Origin of the sequence: Allobosea thiooxidans (assembly GCF_900168195.1) — a bacterium.
GTDB lineage: Bacteria > Pseudomonadota > Alphaproteobacteria > Rhizobiales > Beijerinckiaceae > Allobosea > Allobosea thiooxidans.
Genome location: NZ_FUYX01000003.1, coordinates 280,336 through 296,839 on the forward strand (window position 1 = coordinate 280,336; position 16,504 = coordinate 296,839).

General features: G+C 67.5%; 16 protein-coding genes. 14 read left to right on the forward strand and 2 right to left on the reverse strand.

The features are described 5' to 3' along the window. Window positions 1–12: 12 nt before the first annotated feature. The gene (locus B5Y19_RS07195; protein WP_055726861.1) at window positions 13–1,053 is read right to left on the reverse strand and encodes a zinc-dependent alcohol dehydrogenase family protein; all 1,041 of its coding nucleotides are present in this window, start codon (window positions 1,051–1,053) and stop codon (window positions 13–15) included. Window positions 1,054–1,271: 218 nt separating this feature from the next. Continuing rightward, window positions 1,272–3,059, reverse strand: coding sequence for a peptide ABC transporter substrate-binding protein (locus B5Y19_RS07200; RefSeq protein WP_079591285.1), 1,788 nt, complete (start codon window positions 3,057–3,059; stop codon window positions 1,272–1,274). Window positions 3,060–3,590: 531 nt separating this feature from the next. Here B5Y19_RS07200 and B5Y19_RS07205 point away from each other — a divergent pair. The 14 genes from B5Y19_RS07205 (at window position 3,591) to rimO (ending at window position 16,463) form a co-directional block, all read left to right on the forward strand. Beyond that, window positions 3,591–4,565: a Gfo/Idh/MocA family protein gene (locus B5Y19_RS07205; RefSeq protein ID WP_055726859.1), complete on the forward strand. Its 975-nt coding sequence runs from the start codon at window positions 3,591–3,593 to the stop codon at window positions 4,563–4,565. A 214-nt stretch (window positions 4,566–4,779) separates the two neighbouring features. Beyond that, on the forward strand, window positions 4,780–5,094 hold the full coding sequence (locus tag B5Y19_RS07210) for a 2Fe-2S iron-sulfur cluster-binding protein (RefSeq protein ID WP_055726858.1): 315 nt from the start codon (window positions 4,780–4,782) through the stop codon (window positions 5,092–5,094). Next, window positions 5,094–5,450, forward strand: coding sequence for a DUF2849 domain-containing protein (locus tag B5Y19_RS07215; protein ID WP_055726857.1), 357 nt, complete (start codon window positions 5,094–5,096; stop codon window positions 5,448–5,450). The genes B5Y19_RS07210 and B5Y19_RS07215 overlap by 1 nt, the downstream gene beginning before the upstream one ends. Window positions 5,451–5,453: 3 nt before the next feature. Beyond that, on the forward strand, window positions 5,454–7,124 hold the full coding sequence (locus B5Y19_RS07220) for a nitrite/sulfite reductase (protein WP_055726856.1): 1,671 nt from the start codon (window positions 5,454–5,456) through the stop codon (window positions 7,122–7,124). Further along, complete coding sequence (locus tag B5Y19_RS07225) at window positions 7,111–7,641, forward strand: DUF934 domain-containing protein (protein WP_244555510.1); 531 nt, start codon at window positions 7,111–7,113, stop codon at window positions 7,639–7,641. The genes B5Y19_RS07220 and B5Y19_RS07225 overlap by 14 nt, the downstream gene beginning before the upstream one ends. Beyond that, the gene (locus B5Y19_RS07230) at window positions 7,638–7,889 is read left to right on the forward strand and encodes a hypothetical protein (RefSeq protein ID WP_055726855.1); all 252 of its coding nucleotides are present in this window, start codon (window positions 7,638–7,640) and stop codon (window positions 7,887–7,889) included. The genes B5Y19_RS07225 and B5Y19_RS07230 overlap by 4 nt, the downstream gene beginning before the upstream one ends. Continuing rightward, window positions 7,886–9,343, forward strand: coding sequence for a siroheme synthase CysG (gene cysG, locus B5Y19_RS07235; RefSeq protein WP_079591286.1), 1,458 nt, complete (start codon window positions 7,886–7,888; stop codon window positions 9,341–9,343). Before B5Y19_RS07230 ends, cysG begins: the two co-directional genes overlap by 4 nt. Window positions 9,344–9,538: 195 nt before the next feature. Further along, a complete protein-coding gene (locus tag B5Y19_RS07240; RefSeq protein WP_079591287.1) occupies window positions 9,539–10,579 on the forward strand; it encodes a sulfate ABC transporter substrate-binding protein in 1,041 nt (346 codons plus the stop codon). 4 nt (window positions 10,580–10,583) lie between these two features. Beyond that, a complete protein-coding gene (gene cysT, locus B5Y19_RS07245) occupies window positions 10,584–11,480 on the forward strand; it encodes a sulfate ABC transporter permease subunit CysT (protein WP_055727030.1) in 897 nt (298 codons plus the stop codon). 28 nt (window positions 11,481–11,508) lie between these two features. Next, window positions 11,509–12,363 carry a sulfate ABC transporter permease subunit CysW gene (gene cysW / locus B5Y19_RS07250; protein WP_244555529.1) on the forward strand — a complete coding sequence of 285 codons (855 nt, stop codon included), beginning with the start codon at window positions 11,509–11,511 and terminating at the stop codon, window positions 12,361–12,363. Window positions 12,364–12,387: 24 nt separating this feature from the next. Further along, the gene (locus tag B5Y19_RS07255; RefSeq protein ID WP_055727028.1) at window positions 12,388–13,434 is read left to right on the forward strand and encodes a sulfate/molybdate ABC transporter ATP-binding protein; all 1,047 of its coding nucleotides are present in this window, start codon (window positions 12,388–12,390) and stop codon (window positions 13,432–13,434) included. Window positions 13,435–13,633: 199 nt separating this feature from the next. Further along, complete coding sequence (locus tag B5Y19_RS07260; protein WP_055727027.1) at window positions 13,634–14,071, forward strand: OsmC family protein; 438 nt, start codon at window positions 13,634–13,636, stop codon at window positions 14,069–14,071. Then, window positions 14,068–14,934 carry a sulfurtransferase gene (locus B5Y19_RS07265; protein ID WP_055727026.1) on the forward strand — a complete coding sequence of 289 codons (867 nt, stop codon included), beginning with the start codon at window positions 14,068–14,070 and terminating at the stop codon, window positions 14,932–14,934. The genes B5Y19_RS07260 and B5Y19_RS07265 overlap by 4 nt, the downstream gene beginning before the upstream one ends. A gap of 209 nt (window positions 14,935–15,143) precedes the next feature. Continuing rightward, window positions 15,144–16,463 carry a 30S ribosomal protein S12 methylthiotransferase RimO gene (rimO, locus tag B5Y19_RS07275; protein ID WP_055727025.1) on the forward strand — a complete coding sequence of 440 codons (1,320 nt, stop codon included), beginning with the start codon at window positions 15,144–15,146 and terminating at the stop codon, window positions 16,461–16,463. The last annotated feature ends 41 nt before the right edge of the window (window positions 16,464–16,504 follow it).

The window sequence follows — 16,504 nt, forward strand, 5'->3', positions numbered from 1 at the left end:
GCCCCTCGCCTCTCAGAACCGGTCGATGATCGTGACGCCGGTGCCCTCGAAGCGGTCCATCGCCATCAGGGCGGGAATCGCTTCAGCGAGGTCGATGCGGCGGCCGACGAGCTGCTGCGGGGTGAGCTTGCCGGCGCTGATCATGTCGAGCATCGCGCCATAGCGATGCGCCTGCATGCCGTGGCTGCCGAGGATTTCGAGCTCATGGGCGATGACCTGCGCCATCGGGATCGGCGGCGCCGCCTGCTCCGCCAGCAGGAGCCCGACCTGGATATGCTTGCCGCGCTTGCGCAGGTTCGCCACCGAGTTGAAGCAGGTCTGGGGAGAGCCGAGCGCATCGAGCGAGACATGGGCACCGCCACCGGTCGCGTCGCGCACGGCGGCGACGACATTGGGCTGGGTCCTGGCGTTGATCGTCACGGCGGCGCCGACCTCGCGGGCGAGGCGCAATTTGTCGTCGGAGATGTCGACGGCGACGACCTGCGCGCCGAGCGCATTGGCGATCATGATCGCGGAGAGGCCGATGCCGCCGCAGCCATGCACGGCGACCCATTGCCCGGCCGAGACCTTGCCCTGGTCGACCACGGCGCGGAACGAGGTCACGAAGCGGCAGCCGAGGCTGGCGGCCGTGGCGAAGTCGATCTCCTCCGGCAGGCGCACGAGGTTGAAATCGGCCCGGTCGATGCGGACGTATTCGGCGAAGGAGCCCCAATGGGTGAAGCCGGGCTGGAACTGGTCGTCGCAGACCTGCTGGTTGCCGGAATGGCATTGCGGGCAGGCGCCGCAGCCCGAGACGAAGGGCACGGTGACGCGGTCGCCCTCGCGGAAGCGCACGACGCTGCGGCCGACCGCGGCGATGACGCCGGCGAGCTCATGGCCCGGCACATGCGGCAGGCGGATATCGGGATCGTGGCCGACCCAGCCATGCCAGTCGCTGCGGCAGAGCCCCGTCGCCTCGACCTTGATGACGACGCTGTGCGGCTCCGGCACCGGGTCCGGCAGGATGCGCAGCTCGGGGGCCTGCCCGAAGGCTTCGTAGACGACGGCTTTCATGGGCCGGGGCTCCTTGTTCGACGCCCGTGTCATGGGCCAGGGCCGGCGGAAACGTCAATCGCGACGCGCGGCCGCGGCCGGCATGGGGGCGGCTCGGACGGGAGATCGGGAGGGAAAAGAAAAGCCCGGCGGAGCGAATCCGCCGGGCCTCGTCCGTTGCATCGCCCGCCGCGGTCAGCCCGCGGCGGGAGGCCGCCCCGCGAAGGGCGGCCGCCGGATCAGGTGCGATACCAGGCGCCGATGTTCCAGCTGTCGACGTCCCAGCCGCTGTGGTCGAGCTGCAGGCTGTTCGCCGCGGCGATCACCTTGGTGCGCGACAGCACGGGGAGGATGACGTTGGCCTCGCAGAAGATCTCGTTGACCTTGATCAGCAGCTCCGCGCGCTTGGCCGGGTCGAGCTCCTTCTGGGCGGCCTTGTAGGCCTCGTCGGCAGCCGGATCGGAGTAGCGCGAGACGTTGCGGCCCAGCCACTTGTTCTCCTTGTTGGCGATCTCCCAGGAGACGAACTGGTTGAGGAAACGCTCCGGATCAGGCTGCGGCTGCGTCGTCGTGTACATCTCCATGTCGACATACAGCTTGGTGTAGGTGTCGGGGTTGGCGACGTCCGACGAGAAGAACACCGAGGCGGTGACCGACTTGAGCTCGAGCTCGATGCCGGCGCGCTGGCAGGCCTGCTTGACGATGGCCTGGACCTTCTGGCGCGGGGCGTTGATCGAGGTCTGAAAGACGTATTTGAGCTTCTTGCCGTCCTTCTCGCGGACGCCGCCCCAGCCCTTCTTCCAGCCGGCCTCCTCGAGGATCTTGTTGGCCTTCTCGATGTTGAACTCGTATTTCAGCTTCGGCGACTTGAACTGCTTGGGCTCGTTGACGAAGCTCGCGGTCGCGGTGCCGCCGCGGCCATAGATGAACTTCTGGATCGAGTCGCGGTCGATCAGCAGGTTGATCGCCTGGCGCACCGCCGGGTCCGACAGGGTCGGGTGCTTGGTCTTGACGCTCGAGCGCTCGCCGTCGACCTCGGTCCAGGGATCGGTCGTGTTCAGGATGATGAACTCGATGTCGCCAGACGGAACCGCGCTGATCCGGCCGCGACCACCGGTCTCCATGCGCTTGAGGACCTCGTCCTCGACCAGCGTGTCCCAAGCGTAGTCGTATTCGCCGGTCTGCAGCACGGCACGGGCCGCCGAGACCGCGTCACCGCCGCCCTTCACCTCGAGCGTGTCGAAATGCGGCCGGTTCGCGACGTGGTAGTTCTCGTTGCGGGTGCCGGTCAGGATGTCGCCCGGTTTGAACTCCGCGAACTTGTAGGGGCCGGTGCCGACCGGCTTCAGGTTCGCCGGGGCCTCGCGCGACTTGGCGCCCTTGTACTCGCCGAAATGGTGCTTCGGGATGATCATGCCGGCGACGCCGACGAAGGGGTCGGCCCAGAACGGCGTCGGCTCCGCGAAGACCACCTTGACGGTGAAGTCGTCGACCTTCTCGACCTTGATGTCCTTGTAGGCGCCGGAGGTGTAGGCGGCGGTCGCCGGGTCGGCGGCATATTCCCAGGTGAAGACGACGTCGTCGGCCGTGAACGGCTTGCCGTCATGCCACTTCACGCCCTGCTTCAGCTTCCAGACCACGACCGTGCCGTCTTCCGACAGGCCGCCATTGGCCTTGCTCGGGACTTCGGCCGCGAGCTGCGGAATGAGGTTGCCTTCCTTGTCCCAGCCGGCGAGCGGCTCGTAGAAGATGCGCGAGGCGATCTGGTCCTTGGTGCCCGAGGCGAAATGCGGGTTCAGCAGGGTCGGAGCCTGCCAGAGCAGCATCTTGAGCGGGCCACCGCCGCCGGCCTTGGTCGGCTTGTAGTCGAGCGTGGCATTCGCCATCGCAACGCCGTTCCAGGCGAGGATCTGGCTCGCGATCGGAGCGGTGATGCCGACAGCCGCCATCTTCTGAATGAAAGAACGCCGCGAAAGGCGCCCACCCTTCAGGTTCTGCACCATACCCTGGATATACTGACTAGTCATAATTAACCTTCACAGAACATCGGCAAGACGCCGACCAACAAGTTGACCAGGCTTAGTCTTGTTTTTATTTGCTCCAAAACATGACCACGCCTCGGCCGCAACGCTCCCCTTAGGAGCGACGACCTTAAGCCCATCTTAAGATGGCTGCGCCGAGCGGCATGCCGAAATCTGCTCGCCACTCGGCCCAGACCTGGGCGGTCGAATCGATTCGCGCAAGGAGGCGGCAACAAGGCGGGGGATGCGAGCAGCGCATCCGTTCGGGCGCGACATTGCGTCGCCTGCGGGGATCGACATCCTGGCATTTCGGGGCTGCAGCAGTGTTCCAGAGCGGAAATACGGCCGCGCGCGTGCAACACCGATATCTGGGCAAGCAGCCGTCCGGCTGCATGAGCCGACCAGCCATGCGCCTCGCGCCGGTCAATGCCCGCCCGCTCCTTTCACGATTGACCCGCCAGCCATCTTGATGGCGGGATCGCGTCGTCACCCCGATCACGGCCGCCGCAGCCCGGCCTTCCGACCAGCGAGCCCCCCATGACCGACTCCACGATTTCCCTCGGCCTGATCGGCGCCGGCATCATGGGCGAGCGCATGCTGCGCGCGGCGCTCGACCAGCCGGCAACGGCACTTCGCGTCTCCGGCATCTGGGACCCTTCCACTGATGCGATGGAGCGGATCGCGGCCGCGCTGCCGGCCGTGCCGCGCCAGCCCGACGCCGCTGCGCTGATCGCGGCGAGCGACTGCGTCTACATCGCCTCGCCGCCCTCCTCCCATCTCGGCCATGCGCGTGCCGCGCTCGCCGCCGGCAAGGCGGTGTTCTGCGAGAAGCCGCTCGCGGTCGATGTCGATGATGCCCGCGCCTTCGTCGCCGAGGCCGGCGCGCGCGGCGCGGTGAACTTTCCCTTCGCCTCCTCGCCGGCGGTGGCGCGGCTGCGCGAATGGATCGCCTCCGGCGCGGTCGGCACGCCGGAGCGCGTCTCAATCGAGGTCGCCTTCGCGACCTGGCCGCGCTCCTGGCAGGTCGATGCGGCCGGCTGGCTCGACCGCACGGCGCAGGGCGGCTTCACCCGCGAGGTCGTCTCGCATTTCCTGTTCCTGACCCGTCGCGTCGCCGGGCCCTTCGCCGGCCTTGCCGCCAAGGCCGTCTTCCCCGAGGCCGGGAAGAGCGAGCGCCGGATCGAGGCGACGCTCACGGCCGGCGCCCTGCCCGTCATCCTGACCGGCAGCGTCGGCTCAACGACGAAGGACGATCACAATGTCTGGACGCTGGAGGGCGACAAAGGCGCGGTGAGACTCTGCGACTGGTCGCGCGCCGAGCGCCGCCTTCCCGATGGCAGCTGGGAGGCCGATCCGGAGGCGCTCTCCCAGAACGAAGCACGCCCGCTGGCGCTGCGCCGCCAGCTTGAAGGCGTCGCCAGGCTGACGCGCGGCGAACCGCATCATCTCGCGACCTTGCGCGAAGCGTTCGATGTGCAGGACATCGTCGAGACGATCCTGAAGAGCGCCTGAGGCTCCAATCGATCCGGGCCGCATCTCGGCTCCACGCTGGAAGCTGCCCGGACAGCATCATTTTCAGGCAAAATGGGCAAAAGCCCGTCCTTCGAGATATTTTTACTCTGCGACTCCGACAATACAGAACAACACACTATCTGATGTGAATTGAGCGACCGCCCGTCCATCGCGTAAAATCCCCGTTCGAAAGACCGAACAGGGATGGGTTGTCGTGGCAGTTCTGAACGTCATCGATCGACAGGGCTTGAGCCATGAGCTGGAAGCCGTCGAAGGCTGGCGGATCATGGAAATCCTGCGCGACTACAAGGTCGGCATCGAGGGGGTCTGCGGCGGCTCCTGCGATTGCGGCACCTGCCATGTCATCGTCGCACAGGAATGGGCCGAGCGCCTACCCGAGCCGCGCGACGAGGAGATCGACGCGCTCGACGAGCTGCCGTTGATCGAGGCGACCTCGCGCCTCTCCTGCCAGATCATCTGGTCCGACCATCTCGACGGGCTGACGCTGACGCTCGCGGAGGCCGCCTGATGGCCACCGCAGCAAAACGCGTTCCGTTGCCGGCGATCCTGCTCGCCAACGACCTGCTCGACGGCGACGTCGTCTTCGCCACGGCCGACGGCACCGGCGCGCTCGCCTGGACCCGCGATCCAGCGCCGGCCCTTGTCGCCAATGATGACGCGGCGGCCGAAAAGCTCGAAGCCTTCGCCGCCGCCGAACTCAGCGGCAACAAGGTCGTCGATGCCTATCTCGTCGATGTCGCCATCGAGAGCGGCAGCCCCGTGCCGCGCCATTTCCGCGAGCGCTTCAAGACGCTCGGCCCCAGCAATCGTCCCGATCTCGGCAAGCAGGCCGGTGAAGGCATCGCCGCCACGCCGAAGGGCTAGTTGATGTATCGTTACGACGAATTCGACGAGCGTTTCGTCCGGGAGCGGGTAGCGCAGTTCACCGACCAGGTGACGCGCCGGCTCGACGGCTCGCTGACCGAGGACGAGTTCAAGCCGCTCAGGCTCAAGAACGGCGTCTATCTCCAGCTCCACGCCTATATGCTGCGGATCGCCATCCCCTATGGTACGCTGAACTCACGCCAGCTGCGCCAGCTTGCCCTGATCGGCGAGAAATACGACCGCGGCTACGGCCATTTCACCACGCGCCAGAATCTGCAGTTCAACTGGCCGAAGCTGCGCGACGTGCCCGAAATTCTCGGGCTGCTCGCCGATGTCGAGATGCATTGCATCCAGACCTCCGGCAACTGCATCCGCAACGTCACGGCCGACCATTTCGCCGGCGTGGCGCAGGAAGAGATCGAGGACCCGCGTCCGACGGCCGAGCTGATCCGGCAATGGTCCTCGGCCCATCCCGAATTCAGCTACCTGCCGCGCAAGTTCAAGATCGCGGTGACGGGCGCCGAAGCCGACCGGGCGGTGATCAAGGCGCACGATATCGGGCTCAGACTGCGCCGCCACCCCGATACGCATGAGACCTGCTACGAGGTCAGCGTCGGTGGCGGGCTCGGCCGCACGCCGATGATCGGCAAGGTCGTGCGCGACTATCTGCCGAAGAAGGACCTGCTCGCCTATCTCGAGGCGATCATGCGGGTCTATAATCTCGAAGGCCGGCGCGACAACAAGTACAAGGCCCGGGTCAAGATCCTCGTCCACGAGATCGGTGCCGAGGAATTCACCCGCCGCGTCGAAGCCGAATTCGCCCAGCTCGACGGCCCTTCGATCAATGCCGATCCGGAAGAGGTCGCGCGCATCGCGGCCTATTTCGCGCCGCCGCGCTACGAAACGCTGCCGGCCATCAGCAACACGCTGGAAGCCGCAAGGGCCACGAACCCGGCCTTCGCCCGCTGGGTCGAGGTCAACACCGCGCCGCACAAGGCGCCGGGCTACACGGCGCTGACGGTCTCGCTGAAGCCGATCGGCCAGGCGCCGGGCGATGCGACCAGCGCGCAGATGCGCCTCGTCGCGGATCTCGCCGAGCGCTATTCCTTCGACGAATTGCGCGTGACCCATGCGCAGAACCTCGTGCTGCCGCATGTGCGCCAGCGCGATCTCTTCGCGATCTGGCAAAAGCTCGGCGAGGCCGGGCTGGCGAGCGCCAATATCGGCCTCGTCACCGACATCATCTCCTGCCCCGGCCTCGATTATTGCGCGCTGGCGACGGCGCGCTCGATCCCGATCGCGCAGGCGATCCAGCAGCGTTTCGCCGACGAGGCCCGCCAGCGCGAGATCGGGCCGCTCGGCATCAAGATCTCCGGCTGCATCAATGCCTGCGGCCATCACCATGTCGGCCATATCGGCATTCTCGGCCTGGAGAAGCGCGGCATCGAATCCTACCAGATCACGCTCGGCGGCGACGCCACCGAGAACGCGGCGATCGGCGAGATCCTCGGCCCCGGCCTCACCGCCGAGGAGGTGCCGGATGCGGTCGAGCGCATCGTCGCGGTCTATCTGACCGAGCGCAGCGAGGCCGAGAGCTTCATCGACACGATCCGCCGTATCGGCCTCGGGCCGTTCAAGGCCGCCTTCCAGGAGGTGACCCGTGCCGCTGCTTGACCGGAACGGAAGCCGCGAGGACCGCTGGACCCGTAGCGAGGGAGCCGCGATCGGCAATATCCCGGCCGCGCTCGTGCCGTGGGAGGCTCTGACTGAAGCGCTTGAGGCGCTGGCGCCCGCGCAGCAGATCGGCGTGATCCTGCCTAATTCCGTGCCCTTCGCCGCGCTCGCGCCCTTCCTGCCGCAGCTTTCCCTCGTCGCCATCGCCTTTCCGGCCTATGCCGATGGGCGCGGCTTCAGTCTGGCCCGCCAGATCCGGCGCGCCGACTTCACGGGCGAAATCCGCGCCAGCGGCCCGCTGATCGCCGACCAGTTCGCCTATGCGCTCTCCTGCGGCTTCGACACGATCGAACTGCCGGAGGCCAGCGCCGCCCGCCAACCGGTGCCGCAATGGCTGCATGCAAGGGAATCGTTCAGCGCCACCTATCAGCGCGGCTATGAGGCGACCGAACGGAACATTCTCGACCAGCGCCGGGCGGCGAAAGCCGCGGGCCGCCTCGCGGCGGAGCGAGCATGACGATCTCAACCGCCCCGCGAGGTCCGATCGGACGCCCCGGAACCGCCGCGGGCGTCGGCGAGGACGGCCCCAACGCCGAATTCGAGGCGCTGCTGCCGCGCCAACCCGGCAGCGAGGAGCGCGGGCGCTGGTTCGATCTTTGCTTTCGCCTTATCATTCTGGCACTGGCCGCGCTGTGGCTGCTCATGCCGCCGGCAGGCGGCGGGCGCGACGCGGCGGATGAGAAGGCTGTAGCGACGCCCCGATGACCGATAGACAGCCCGAAACGACCGCAGCGCGCATCGAGCCGCTGGCGACGCTGCCGCTCTTCCACAAGCTGAGCGGCCGCAAGGTCGTGCTCGCCGGCGCGAGCGAGAGCGCGCTGTGGAAGGCCGAACTGCTGGCGGCGACCGGGGCCGAGCTCCACGTCTTCGCCGATGACGAGGCGGAGCTGTTCGAAGGGCTGGCGCAAGGCGAGGCCGGCGCTCATGTGCATGTCCACGGGCGAGCCTGGCAGGCGGACGATCTCACGGATGCGGCGATCGCCGTGGCCGATCTGGACGATTCCGACGCGGTCCGCGCCTTCGTCGCGGCGGCGCGGCAGGCGGGCGTGCCGGTCAACATCGTCGACAAGCCCGAGCATTGCGACTTCGCCTTCGGCGCATTGGTCAACCGTTCGCCGTTGATCGTCGCCGTCTCCACAGATGGCGCCGCGCCCGTCTTCGGGCAGGCGATCCGCACCAAGATCGAGGCGTTGCTTCCGGCGGGGCTGAAGAACTGGGCGCAGGCCGCCGCCGACTGGCGCCCCTCGGTCCAGGCGCGCGAACTGCCCTTCGCACTGCGGCGCAGCTTCTGGGAGCTCTTCGCCGGCAGGGCGATGGCCGAGCCGGAGCGCACGCCGAACCTCGAGGATGAGACGGAGCTTTTCGCGAAGCTCTCCCGGATCGAGTCCGCCCATGACGGCAAGGGCCGCGTCACGCTGGTGGGCGCCGGCCCGGGCGACCCGGAACTGCTGACGCTGAAGGCGATTCGGGCCCTGCAAAGCGCCGACATCATCCTCTATGACGACCTCGTCTCGCCCGGCGTGCTCGAACTGGCGCGGCGCGAGGCCAGGCGCATGCTGGTCGGCAAGACCGGCTATGGCCCTTCGGTGAAGCAGGACGACATCAATGCGCTGATCGTCTCGCTGGCCGGCCAAGGCAAGCATGTCGTGCGCCTGAAGGGCGGCGACCCCGGCATCTTCGGCCGCGCCGGCGAAGAGATCGAGGCCTGCCAGGCCGCGGGCATCCCGGTCGCGATCGTGCCGGGAATCTCGGCGGCACAGGGTGCCGCCGCCTCGCTCGGCCTGTCGCTGACCCATCGCGACCATGCGCGGCGGCTGCAGTTCGTCACCGGCCATTCGCGCAAGGGCGAACTGCCTGACGATCTCGACTGGCGCGCCATGGCCGACCCCGCCGCCTCGACCGTGATCTACATGGCGCGCGCTACCCTGCCCGGCTTCCGCGAACGCGCCGTCGCCGCCGGGCTCGACCCACGGACGCCGGCCGTCGCCGTGCTCGCCGCGACACGGCCGGACGAGGCGCGCGTCGCCGCGACCATCGCGACCCTGCCGGAGCGCCTGACGGAACTTTCGGCGAGCGGGCCGGTTCTGGTCCTGCTCGGCCATGCCTTCGGCGCCCTGCTGGCCAAGGACGAATCTGCCGCGGATCGTCGTCGGGCCTGATCGATGCCGCGCCTTCGCCAGACTGCCGGAAAGCCGGTGCCGGAGATGTGTCTTCTCCGCCGGCACCCAAGTTTGGAAGGCGCTTATTGCGCCAGATCATTGAGACCAGGCCGACAATTCAGTACGTTTCGTTTGTTATTCAGAACGGATCGAAGCTTCGACCAAGCCTCGCCGTGAACGCAACGGAGCCCCGACATGACGCGACCCGTGTTTCGCCGCCTCCTCCGGGCCGGACTGGTTCTGGGAGCCTTCAGCCTCTGCTTCGGCGTCGTCGCCGGAGCCCGCGCCCAGACCGAGCTCCTGAACGTATCCTACGACCCCACCCGCGAGCTCTATCGCGAGATCAACGCGGCCTTCATCGCCGAGTGGAACGGGAAGAATCCGGACAAGAAAATCGCGACGATCCGCCAGTCGCATGGCGGCTCGGGCGCGCAGGCCCGCACCGTGATCGACGGGCTCAATGCCGATGTCGTGACGCTGGCGCTCGCCGGCGACATCGACGCCGTCGCCGAGCGCTCGAAGAAGCTGCCGCTCGACTGGCAGAAGCGCCTGCCGCACAATTCCTCGCCCTATACCTCGACGATCGTCTTCCTCGTCCGCAAGGGCAATCCGAAGGCGATCAAGGACTGGGGCGACCTGGTGAAGCCGGGCGTGCAGATCATCACGCCGAATCCGAAGACCTCGGGCGGGGCGCGCTGGAACTACCTCGCCGCCTGGGCCTATGCCGAGAAGGCCTTCGACAAGGACGAGGCGAAGATCCGCGACTATATCGGCAAGCTGCTCGCCAATGTGCCGGTGCTCGACACCGGCGCGCGCGGCGCCACCACCACCTTCACCCAGCGCGGCATCGGCGACGTCTTCCTGTCCTGGGAGAACGAGGCCTTCCTCGCCCTGAAGGAGTTCGGCGCCGACAAGTTCGACATCGTGGTGCCGAGCCTGTCGATCCTGGCCGAGCCGCCGGTCGCGCTGGTCGATGCCAATGTCGACGCCAAGAAAACCCGCGAGCAGGCGCAGGCCTATCTCGAATTCCTCTATACGCCGAAGGCGCAGGCGATCATCGCCCGGAACTTCTACCGCCCGCGCAATCCTGAAGCCGCCGATTCGAAGGACATCGCCAATTTCCCGAAGGTCGAGCTGGTGACGATCGACGACGTCTTCGGCGGCTGGAAGAAGGCGCAGCCCACCCATTTCAGCGATGGCGGCACCTTCGACCAGCTCTACAAGCCGGCACGCTGACCCCATGACGAGCGCGACGACGCCCTTCCGCTGGCGTGAGCCGAGCATCCTGCCCGGCTTCGGGCTCGCGCTCGGCATCACCGTGACGGCATTGTCGCTGATCGTGCTGATCCCGCTGGCCGCGCTCTTCCTCAAGGCCGCCAGCGCCGGCCCCGCCGATATCTGGGCGGTGGCAACCTCGCCGCGCACGCTCGCCGCGCTGAAGCTCTCCTTCACCGCGGCGCTGTTCGCCGCGCTGGTCAATGCCGTGTTCGGGCTGATCCTGGCCTGGGTCCTCGTGCGCTACGACTTTCCCGGACGGCGGCTGATCGATGCGGCCGTCGACCTGCCTTTCGCCCTGCCGACGGCGGTGGCCGGCATCTCGCTCGCGGCGATCTATGCGCCGAACGGCTGGGTCGGGTCGCTGCTCGCGCCGCTCGCCTTCAAGCTGAGCATCCCGTTCACCGATCTCTCCTTCGGCTTCGACGGCAAGGTCGCCTATACGCCTCTCGGCGTGATGGTGGCGCTGATCTTCATCGGCCTGCCCTTCGTGGTGCGCACCGTGCAGCCGGTGCTGGAGGAGCTGCAGAGCGACGTCGAGGAGGCGGCCGCGCTGCTCGGCGCCAGCCGCTTCCGGACGATCTTCCGGGTGATCCTGCCGCAGGTCCTGCCGGCGCTGCTGACCGGCTTCGTGCTCGCCTTCGCGCGGGCCGTCGGCGAGTACGGCTCGGTCATCTTCATCGCCGGCAACGTGCCGATGATCTCCGAAATCGCTCCGCTGCTGATCGTGATCCGGCTCGAGCAGTTCGACTATGCCGGCGCCGCCGTGGTGGCGACGATGATGCTGCTGATCTCCTTTGCCCTGATCCTCGCCGGCAACCTGATCCAGGCCCGCGCCCGCCGGAGGTTCGGCGATGTCTGACGCGACCCTGCCCACTGTCTCCGCAGCGATGCCAGCGCGCAGTTCCGGCCGGGCGCGCGGCGAGAGCCTCGCCGTACAGATCGTGCTGATCGCGATTTCGCTCGCCTTCCTGCTGCTCTTCCTGCTGCTGCCGCTCGTCACCGTCTTCGTCGAGGCCGGCGCCAGAGGCTGGGAAGCCTATCGCGCCGCGATCACCGAGCCCGACGCGCTGGCGGCGATCCGCCTGACGCTGCTCGTCGCTGCGATCGCCGTGCCCTTCAACATCGTCGTCGGCATCGCGGCCGCCTGGGCGATCGCCAAGTTCGAATTCACAGGCAAGAACCTGCTGATCAGCCTGATCGACCTGCCCTTCTCGGTCTCGCCGGTGATCTCCGGGCTCGTCTTCGTGCTGCTCTTCGGCGCGCAGGGCTATTTCGGCCCCTGGCTGCAGGCGCACGACCTCAAGATCGTCTTCGCGCTGCCGGGGCTGATCCTGGCGACGGTCTTCGTCACCTTCCCCTTCGTGGCGCGCGAACTGATCCCGCACATGCAGTCGCTCGGCTCGGCCGACGAGGAAGCGGCACTGACGCTCGGCGCCTCGCCCTGGCGCGTGTTCTTCTCGGTGACGCTGCCGAACGTGAAATGGAGCCTGTTCTACGGCGTCCTGCTCTGCAACGCCCGCGCGATGGGCGAATTCGGTGCGGTGGCGGTCGTCTCCGGCAAGATCCGTGGCGTGACCAACACCATGCCGCTGCATATCGAGATCCTCTACAACGAGTACATGGGCGCGGCGGCTTTCGCGGTGGCTTCGCTGCTGGCGGGGCTGGCCCTCGTCACCCTCGTGCTCAAGACCCTGCTGGAATGGCGCTACGGCGATGTCATCGCCGCCAGCCGCCGCCACTGACCCTGCGAACGAAGGAGCCGGGCCATGTCGGTCGCCGTCACCATCGAGACCATCGAGAAGCGCTTCGAGAACTTCCCGGCGCTGCGCGGCGTCTCGCTCGACATCCAGCCGGGCGAGCTCGTCGCGCTGCTCGGCCCCTCGGGCTCGGGCAAGACCACGCTGCTGCGGCTGATCGCCGGGCTGGAAGAAGCCGATCGCGGCCGGGTCCTGTTCGGCGAGACCGACACGCGCGACCTCTCGCTGCGCGAGCGCCGCATCGGCTTCGTGTTCCAGCAATATGCGCTGTTCAAGACAATGAACGTCGCCGAGAACATCGCCTTCGGATTGAGATCACGGCCGCGCCGCGAACGCCCGAGCAGGGATGAAATCCGCAAGCGCGTCAGCGCCTTGCTCGAGCTCGTTCAGTTGCCGGGTCTGGAAAAGCGCTATCCCAGCCAGCTCTCCGGCGGCCAGCGCCAGCGCGTGGCCCTGGCGCGTGCGCTCGCCATCGAGCCGCGCGTGCTGCTCCTCGACGAGCCCTTCGGCGCGCTCGATGCCAAGGTCCGCAAGGATCTGCGCGCCTGGCTCAGGGAGCTGCATGGCCGCACCGGCCACACCACCGTCTTCGTCACCCATGACCAGGAGGAGGCGCTGGAACTCGCCGACCGCGTCGCGATCCTCAACGAGGGACGCATCGAGCAGGTCGGCTCGGCCGACGACGTCTACGACCATCCGGCGACGCCCTTCATCTGCGAGTTTTTGGGCGAGGTGAACAAGCTGCCGGTCAAGGTCGTCGGCAGCCAGGCCTTCTTCGGCGACCGGCCGGTGCTGGGCGGATTGTCGCAGAACCAGGGCGGCCCGGCCTCGCTCTATGTCCGCCCGCAGCATCTGCGCATCGTCGACGAGACGCCGCTGGCCCTGCCCGGCGTGGTCGAGCATCTTCGCCGCAACGGGCCCTTGCGCCGCGCGGAAGTGGCTGTCGAGGGGCTGAAGAAGCGCCTCGATGTCGACCTCGCCAGCCAGGTCGCGCCGGCGATCGGCGAGCGGGTGCGGCTGCGCATCGCGCACGGCAACCTGTTCGCCGCCGCGTGAGGGACCTGGCCATGCTCGGATTTGACCCGAGCATCTCAGGACGGAGGGACGCCCTTCCTGCATGAGATTCTCGGGTCTGCGCTTCGCTCCGCCCGAGAATGACGCCCTGCATGCGAGAGCGGCATGAAGCCGCCCTCGCCTCGGCCGAAAGGTCAGGCTATGCCTGTCGCGTAGCGGATCACGCCGACAGGAGATCGCGATGAAAGCACGCGCGAAATGGGTTGATGGCATGGCCTTCATGGGCGAGTCCGGCAGCGGGCACGCCATGATCATGGACGGCGCGCCCGAATATGGCGGGCGCAATCTCGGCATCCGGCCGATGGAGATGCTGCTGATCGGGCTCGCCGGCTGCACCGGCTTCGACGTGGTCAGCATCCTCAAGAAGGGCCGGGAATCGGTCACCGGCTGCGAGGTCGAGGTCGAGGCCGAGCGCGCCACGACCGACCCCAAGGTCTTCACCAAGATCCACCTCTCCTACCGGATCGCCGGCAAGGGCCTGTCCCACGCCAAGGCGGAGCGCGCCGTCACATTGTCGAAGGAAAAATACTGCTCGGCTTCGATCATGCTCGGGGCGACGGCCGAGATGACCTACAGCCTCGAGGTGATCGACACTTTGCAGATGGAGGCCGCTGAATGAGCAGGGCTGAATTCGCAGGACTGATCTCGCCGGAAGCGCTCGCCGCCCGGCTCGGCGACGCGAAGCTCGTCGTCATCGACATCCGCACCGCTGCCGACGGCGGCAAGGGCGCCTTCGAGGCCGGGCACATCCCTGGCGCCGTCCACTCCGACTATGCAGCCGATGGCTGGCGCGCCAGGGTCGGGAACGCCCCCGGAATGCTGCCGCCGCTCGACCATCTCGCCGCGCTGGCGGGCCGGCTCGGCATCAAGCCGCATGACGAGGTCGTCATCGTCCCGGCCGGCACCGCCGCGACCGATTTCGCCGCGGCCGCGCGCGTCTACTGGACGCTGAAATTCATCGGCCATGGCCAGCAGGCGATCCTCGACGGCGGCTTCAATGCCTGGACGGCCGATGCGGCGCGGCCGGTGGAGAGCGGTCCCTCGGCGCCGAAGGCCGCCGGCGCCTACCCCGTGGTCGCGCAGCAGCGCCTGCGCAGCACGACGGACGCCACCCTCGTCGCCTCGCGCAGCAAGCAGGCGAGCCTCGTCGACGCGCGCGGGCCGAGCTATTTCGAGGGGCGCGAGAAGGCTGCCGAGGCGACGCGTGCCGGCCATATCCCCGGAGCAATCCAGCGCGACTATGCCGGTGCCTTCGAGCCCGGCAGCGGCAAGCTCAAGCCGCAAGGCGAATTGGCGAAGCTCTTCGCATCGGTGCCGCGGGGCCCGGTGGTCTCCTACTGCAACACGGGCCATTCCGCGGCGGCGAACTGGTTTGTGCTGTCGGAGGTCCTCGGCCGCGACGAGGTCGCGCTCTACGACGGCTCGATGACCGACTGGACGCAGGACCCGGCGCGCCCGGTGGCGACCGGATCGGCGGGCTGAGGCTCCCTTTCCGTCATGGTCGGCCTCGTGCCGACCATCCACGTCTTCCTCCGGGCAGGCGGTGTTCAAGACGTGGATGCTCGCCACAAGGGCGAGCATGACGGCAGAGCTTCCAGTCTCAATTTGCAAAAAGCCGAAAAAGGCGTCAAAGAGCAGCGCGCGTTTGAGCCACGCCGCCTCCTGACATTCTGGACATAAGCCATCAGCCGATGAACGCCGTCGCGCCGAAAATCTCCTTCGTCTCGCTGGGCTGCCCCAAGGCGCTCGTCGATTCCGAGCGGATCATCACCTCGCTGCGCTCGGAGGGCTACGAGCTCTCCAAGAGCCATGCCGGCGCCGACCTCGTCATCGTCAACACCTGCGGCTTCCTCGATTCCGCCAAGGCGGAGTCGCTCGGGGCGATCGGCTCGGCCATGGCCGAGAACGGCAAGGTCATCGTCACCGGCTGCATGGGCGCCGAGCCCGAGCAGATCCGCGACGCCTTCCCGAACGTGCTCGCGATCACCGGTCCGCAGGCCTATGAGAGCGTCGTCTCGGCCGTGCACCAGGCCGTGCCGCCGAGGCACGACCCCTTCGTTGACCTCGTGCCCGACCAGGGCGTGAAGCTCACGCCGCGGCACTATGCCTATCTCAAGATTTCAGAGGGTTGCAACAATCGCTGCACCTTCTGCATCATCCCGAAGCTGCGCGGCGACCTCGTCTCGCGGCCGATCGGCGACGTGCTGCGCGAGGCCGAGAAGCTGGCCAAGGCCGGCGTCAAGGAGCTGCTGGTGATCTCGCAGGACACCAGCGCCTACGGCCTCGACATCAAATACGCGCCCTCGATGTGGAAGGACCGCGAGGTCCGCACCCGCTTCTTCGAACTCGCCCGCGAGCTCGGCCAGATGGGGATGTGGGTGCGCCTGCACTATGTCTACCCCTACCCGCATGTCGACGAGGTCATCCCGCTGATGCAGGAAGGGATCGTCCTGCCCTATCTCGACATCCCCTTCCAGCACGCCTCGCCCAGCGTCCTCAAGGCGATGCGCCGTCCCGCCCATCAGGACCGCACGCTCGACCGCATCCGCAAATGGCGCGAGATCTGCCCCGACCTCGCCATCCGCTCGACCTTCATCGTCGGCTTCCCCGGCGAGACCGAGGAGGACATGGACATCCTCGTCGACTGGCTGAAGGAAGCGAAGCTGGAGCGCGTCGGCTGCTTCAAATACGAGCCGGTGAAAGGCGCGCCCGCCAACGACCTCGGCCTGGCCCTCATCCCCGAGGAGGTCAAGGAGGCCCGCTGGCACCGCTTCATGAAGGCGCAGGCCGAGATCTCGGCCCGCATCGTCAAGGGGCGCGTCGGCAAGCGCATCCCCGTCATCATCGATGAAGCCGGACCGACCGTCGCCAAGGGCCGCTCGAAATGGGACGCGCCGGAGATCGACGGCAATGTCTACGTCGCGAGCCGTCGGCCGCTGCGGCCGGGCGATATCGTCACGGTGAAGATCGAGCGCGCCGACGCCTACGACCTGCACGGCATCGCAGTCTGAAGATCTGTTTGAGAATCTCCCAGCCCTCATCCTGAGGAGCC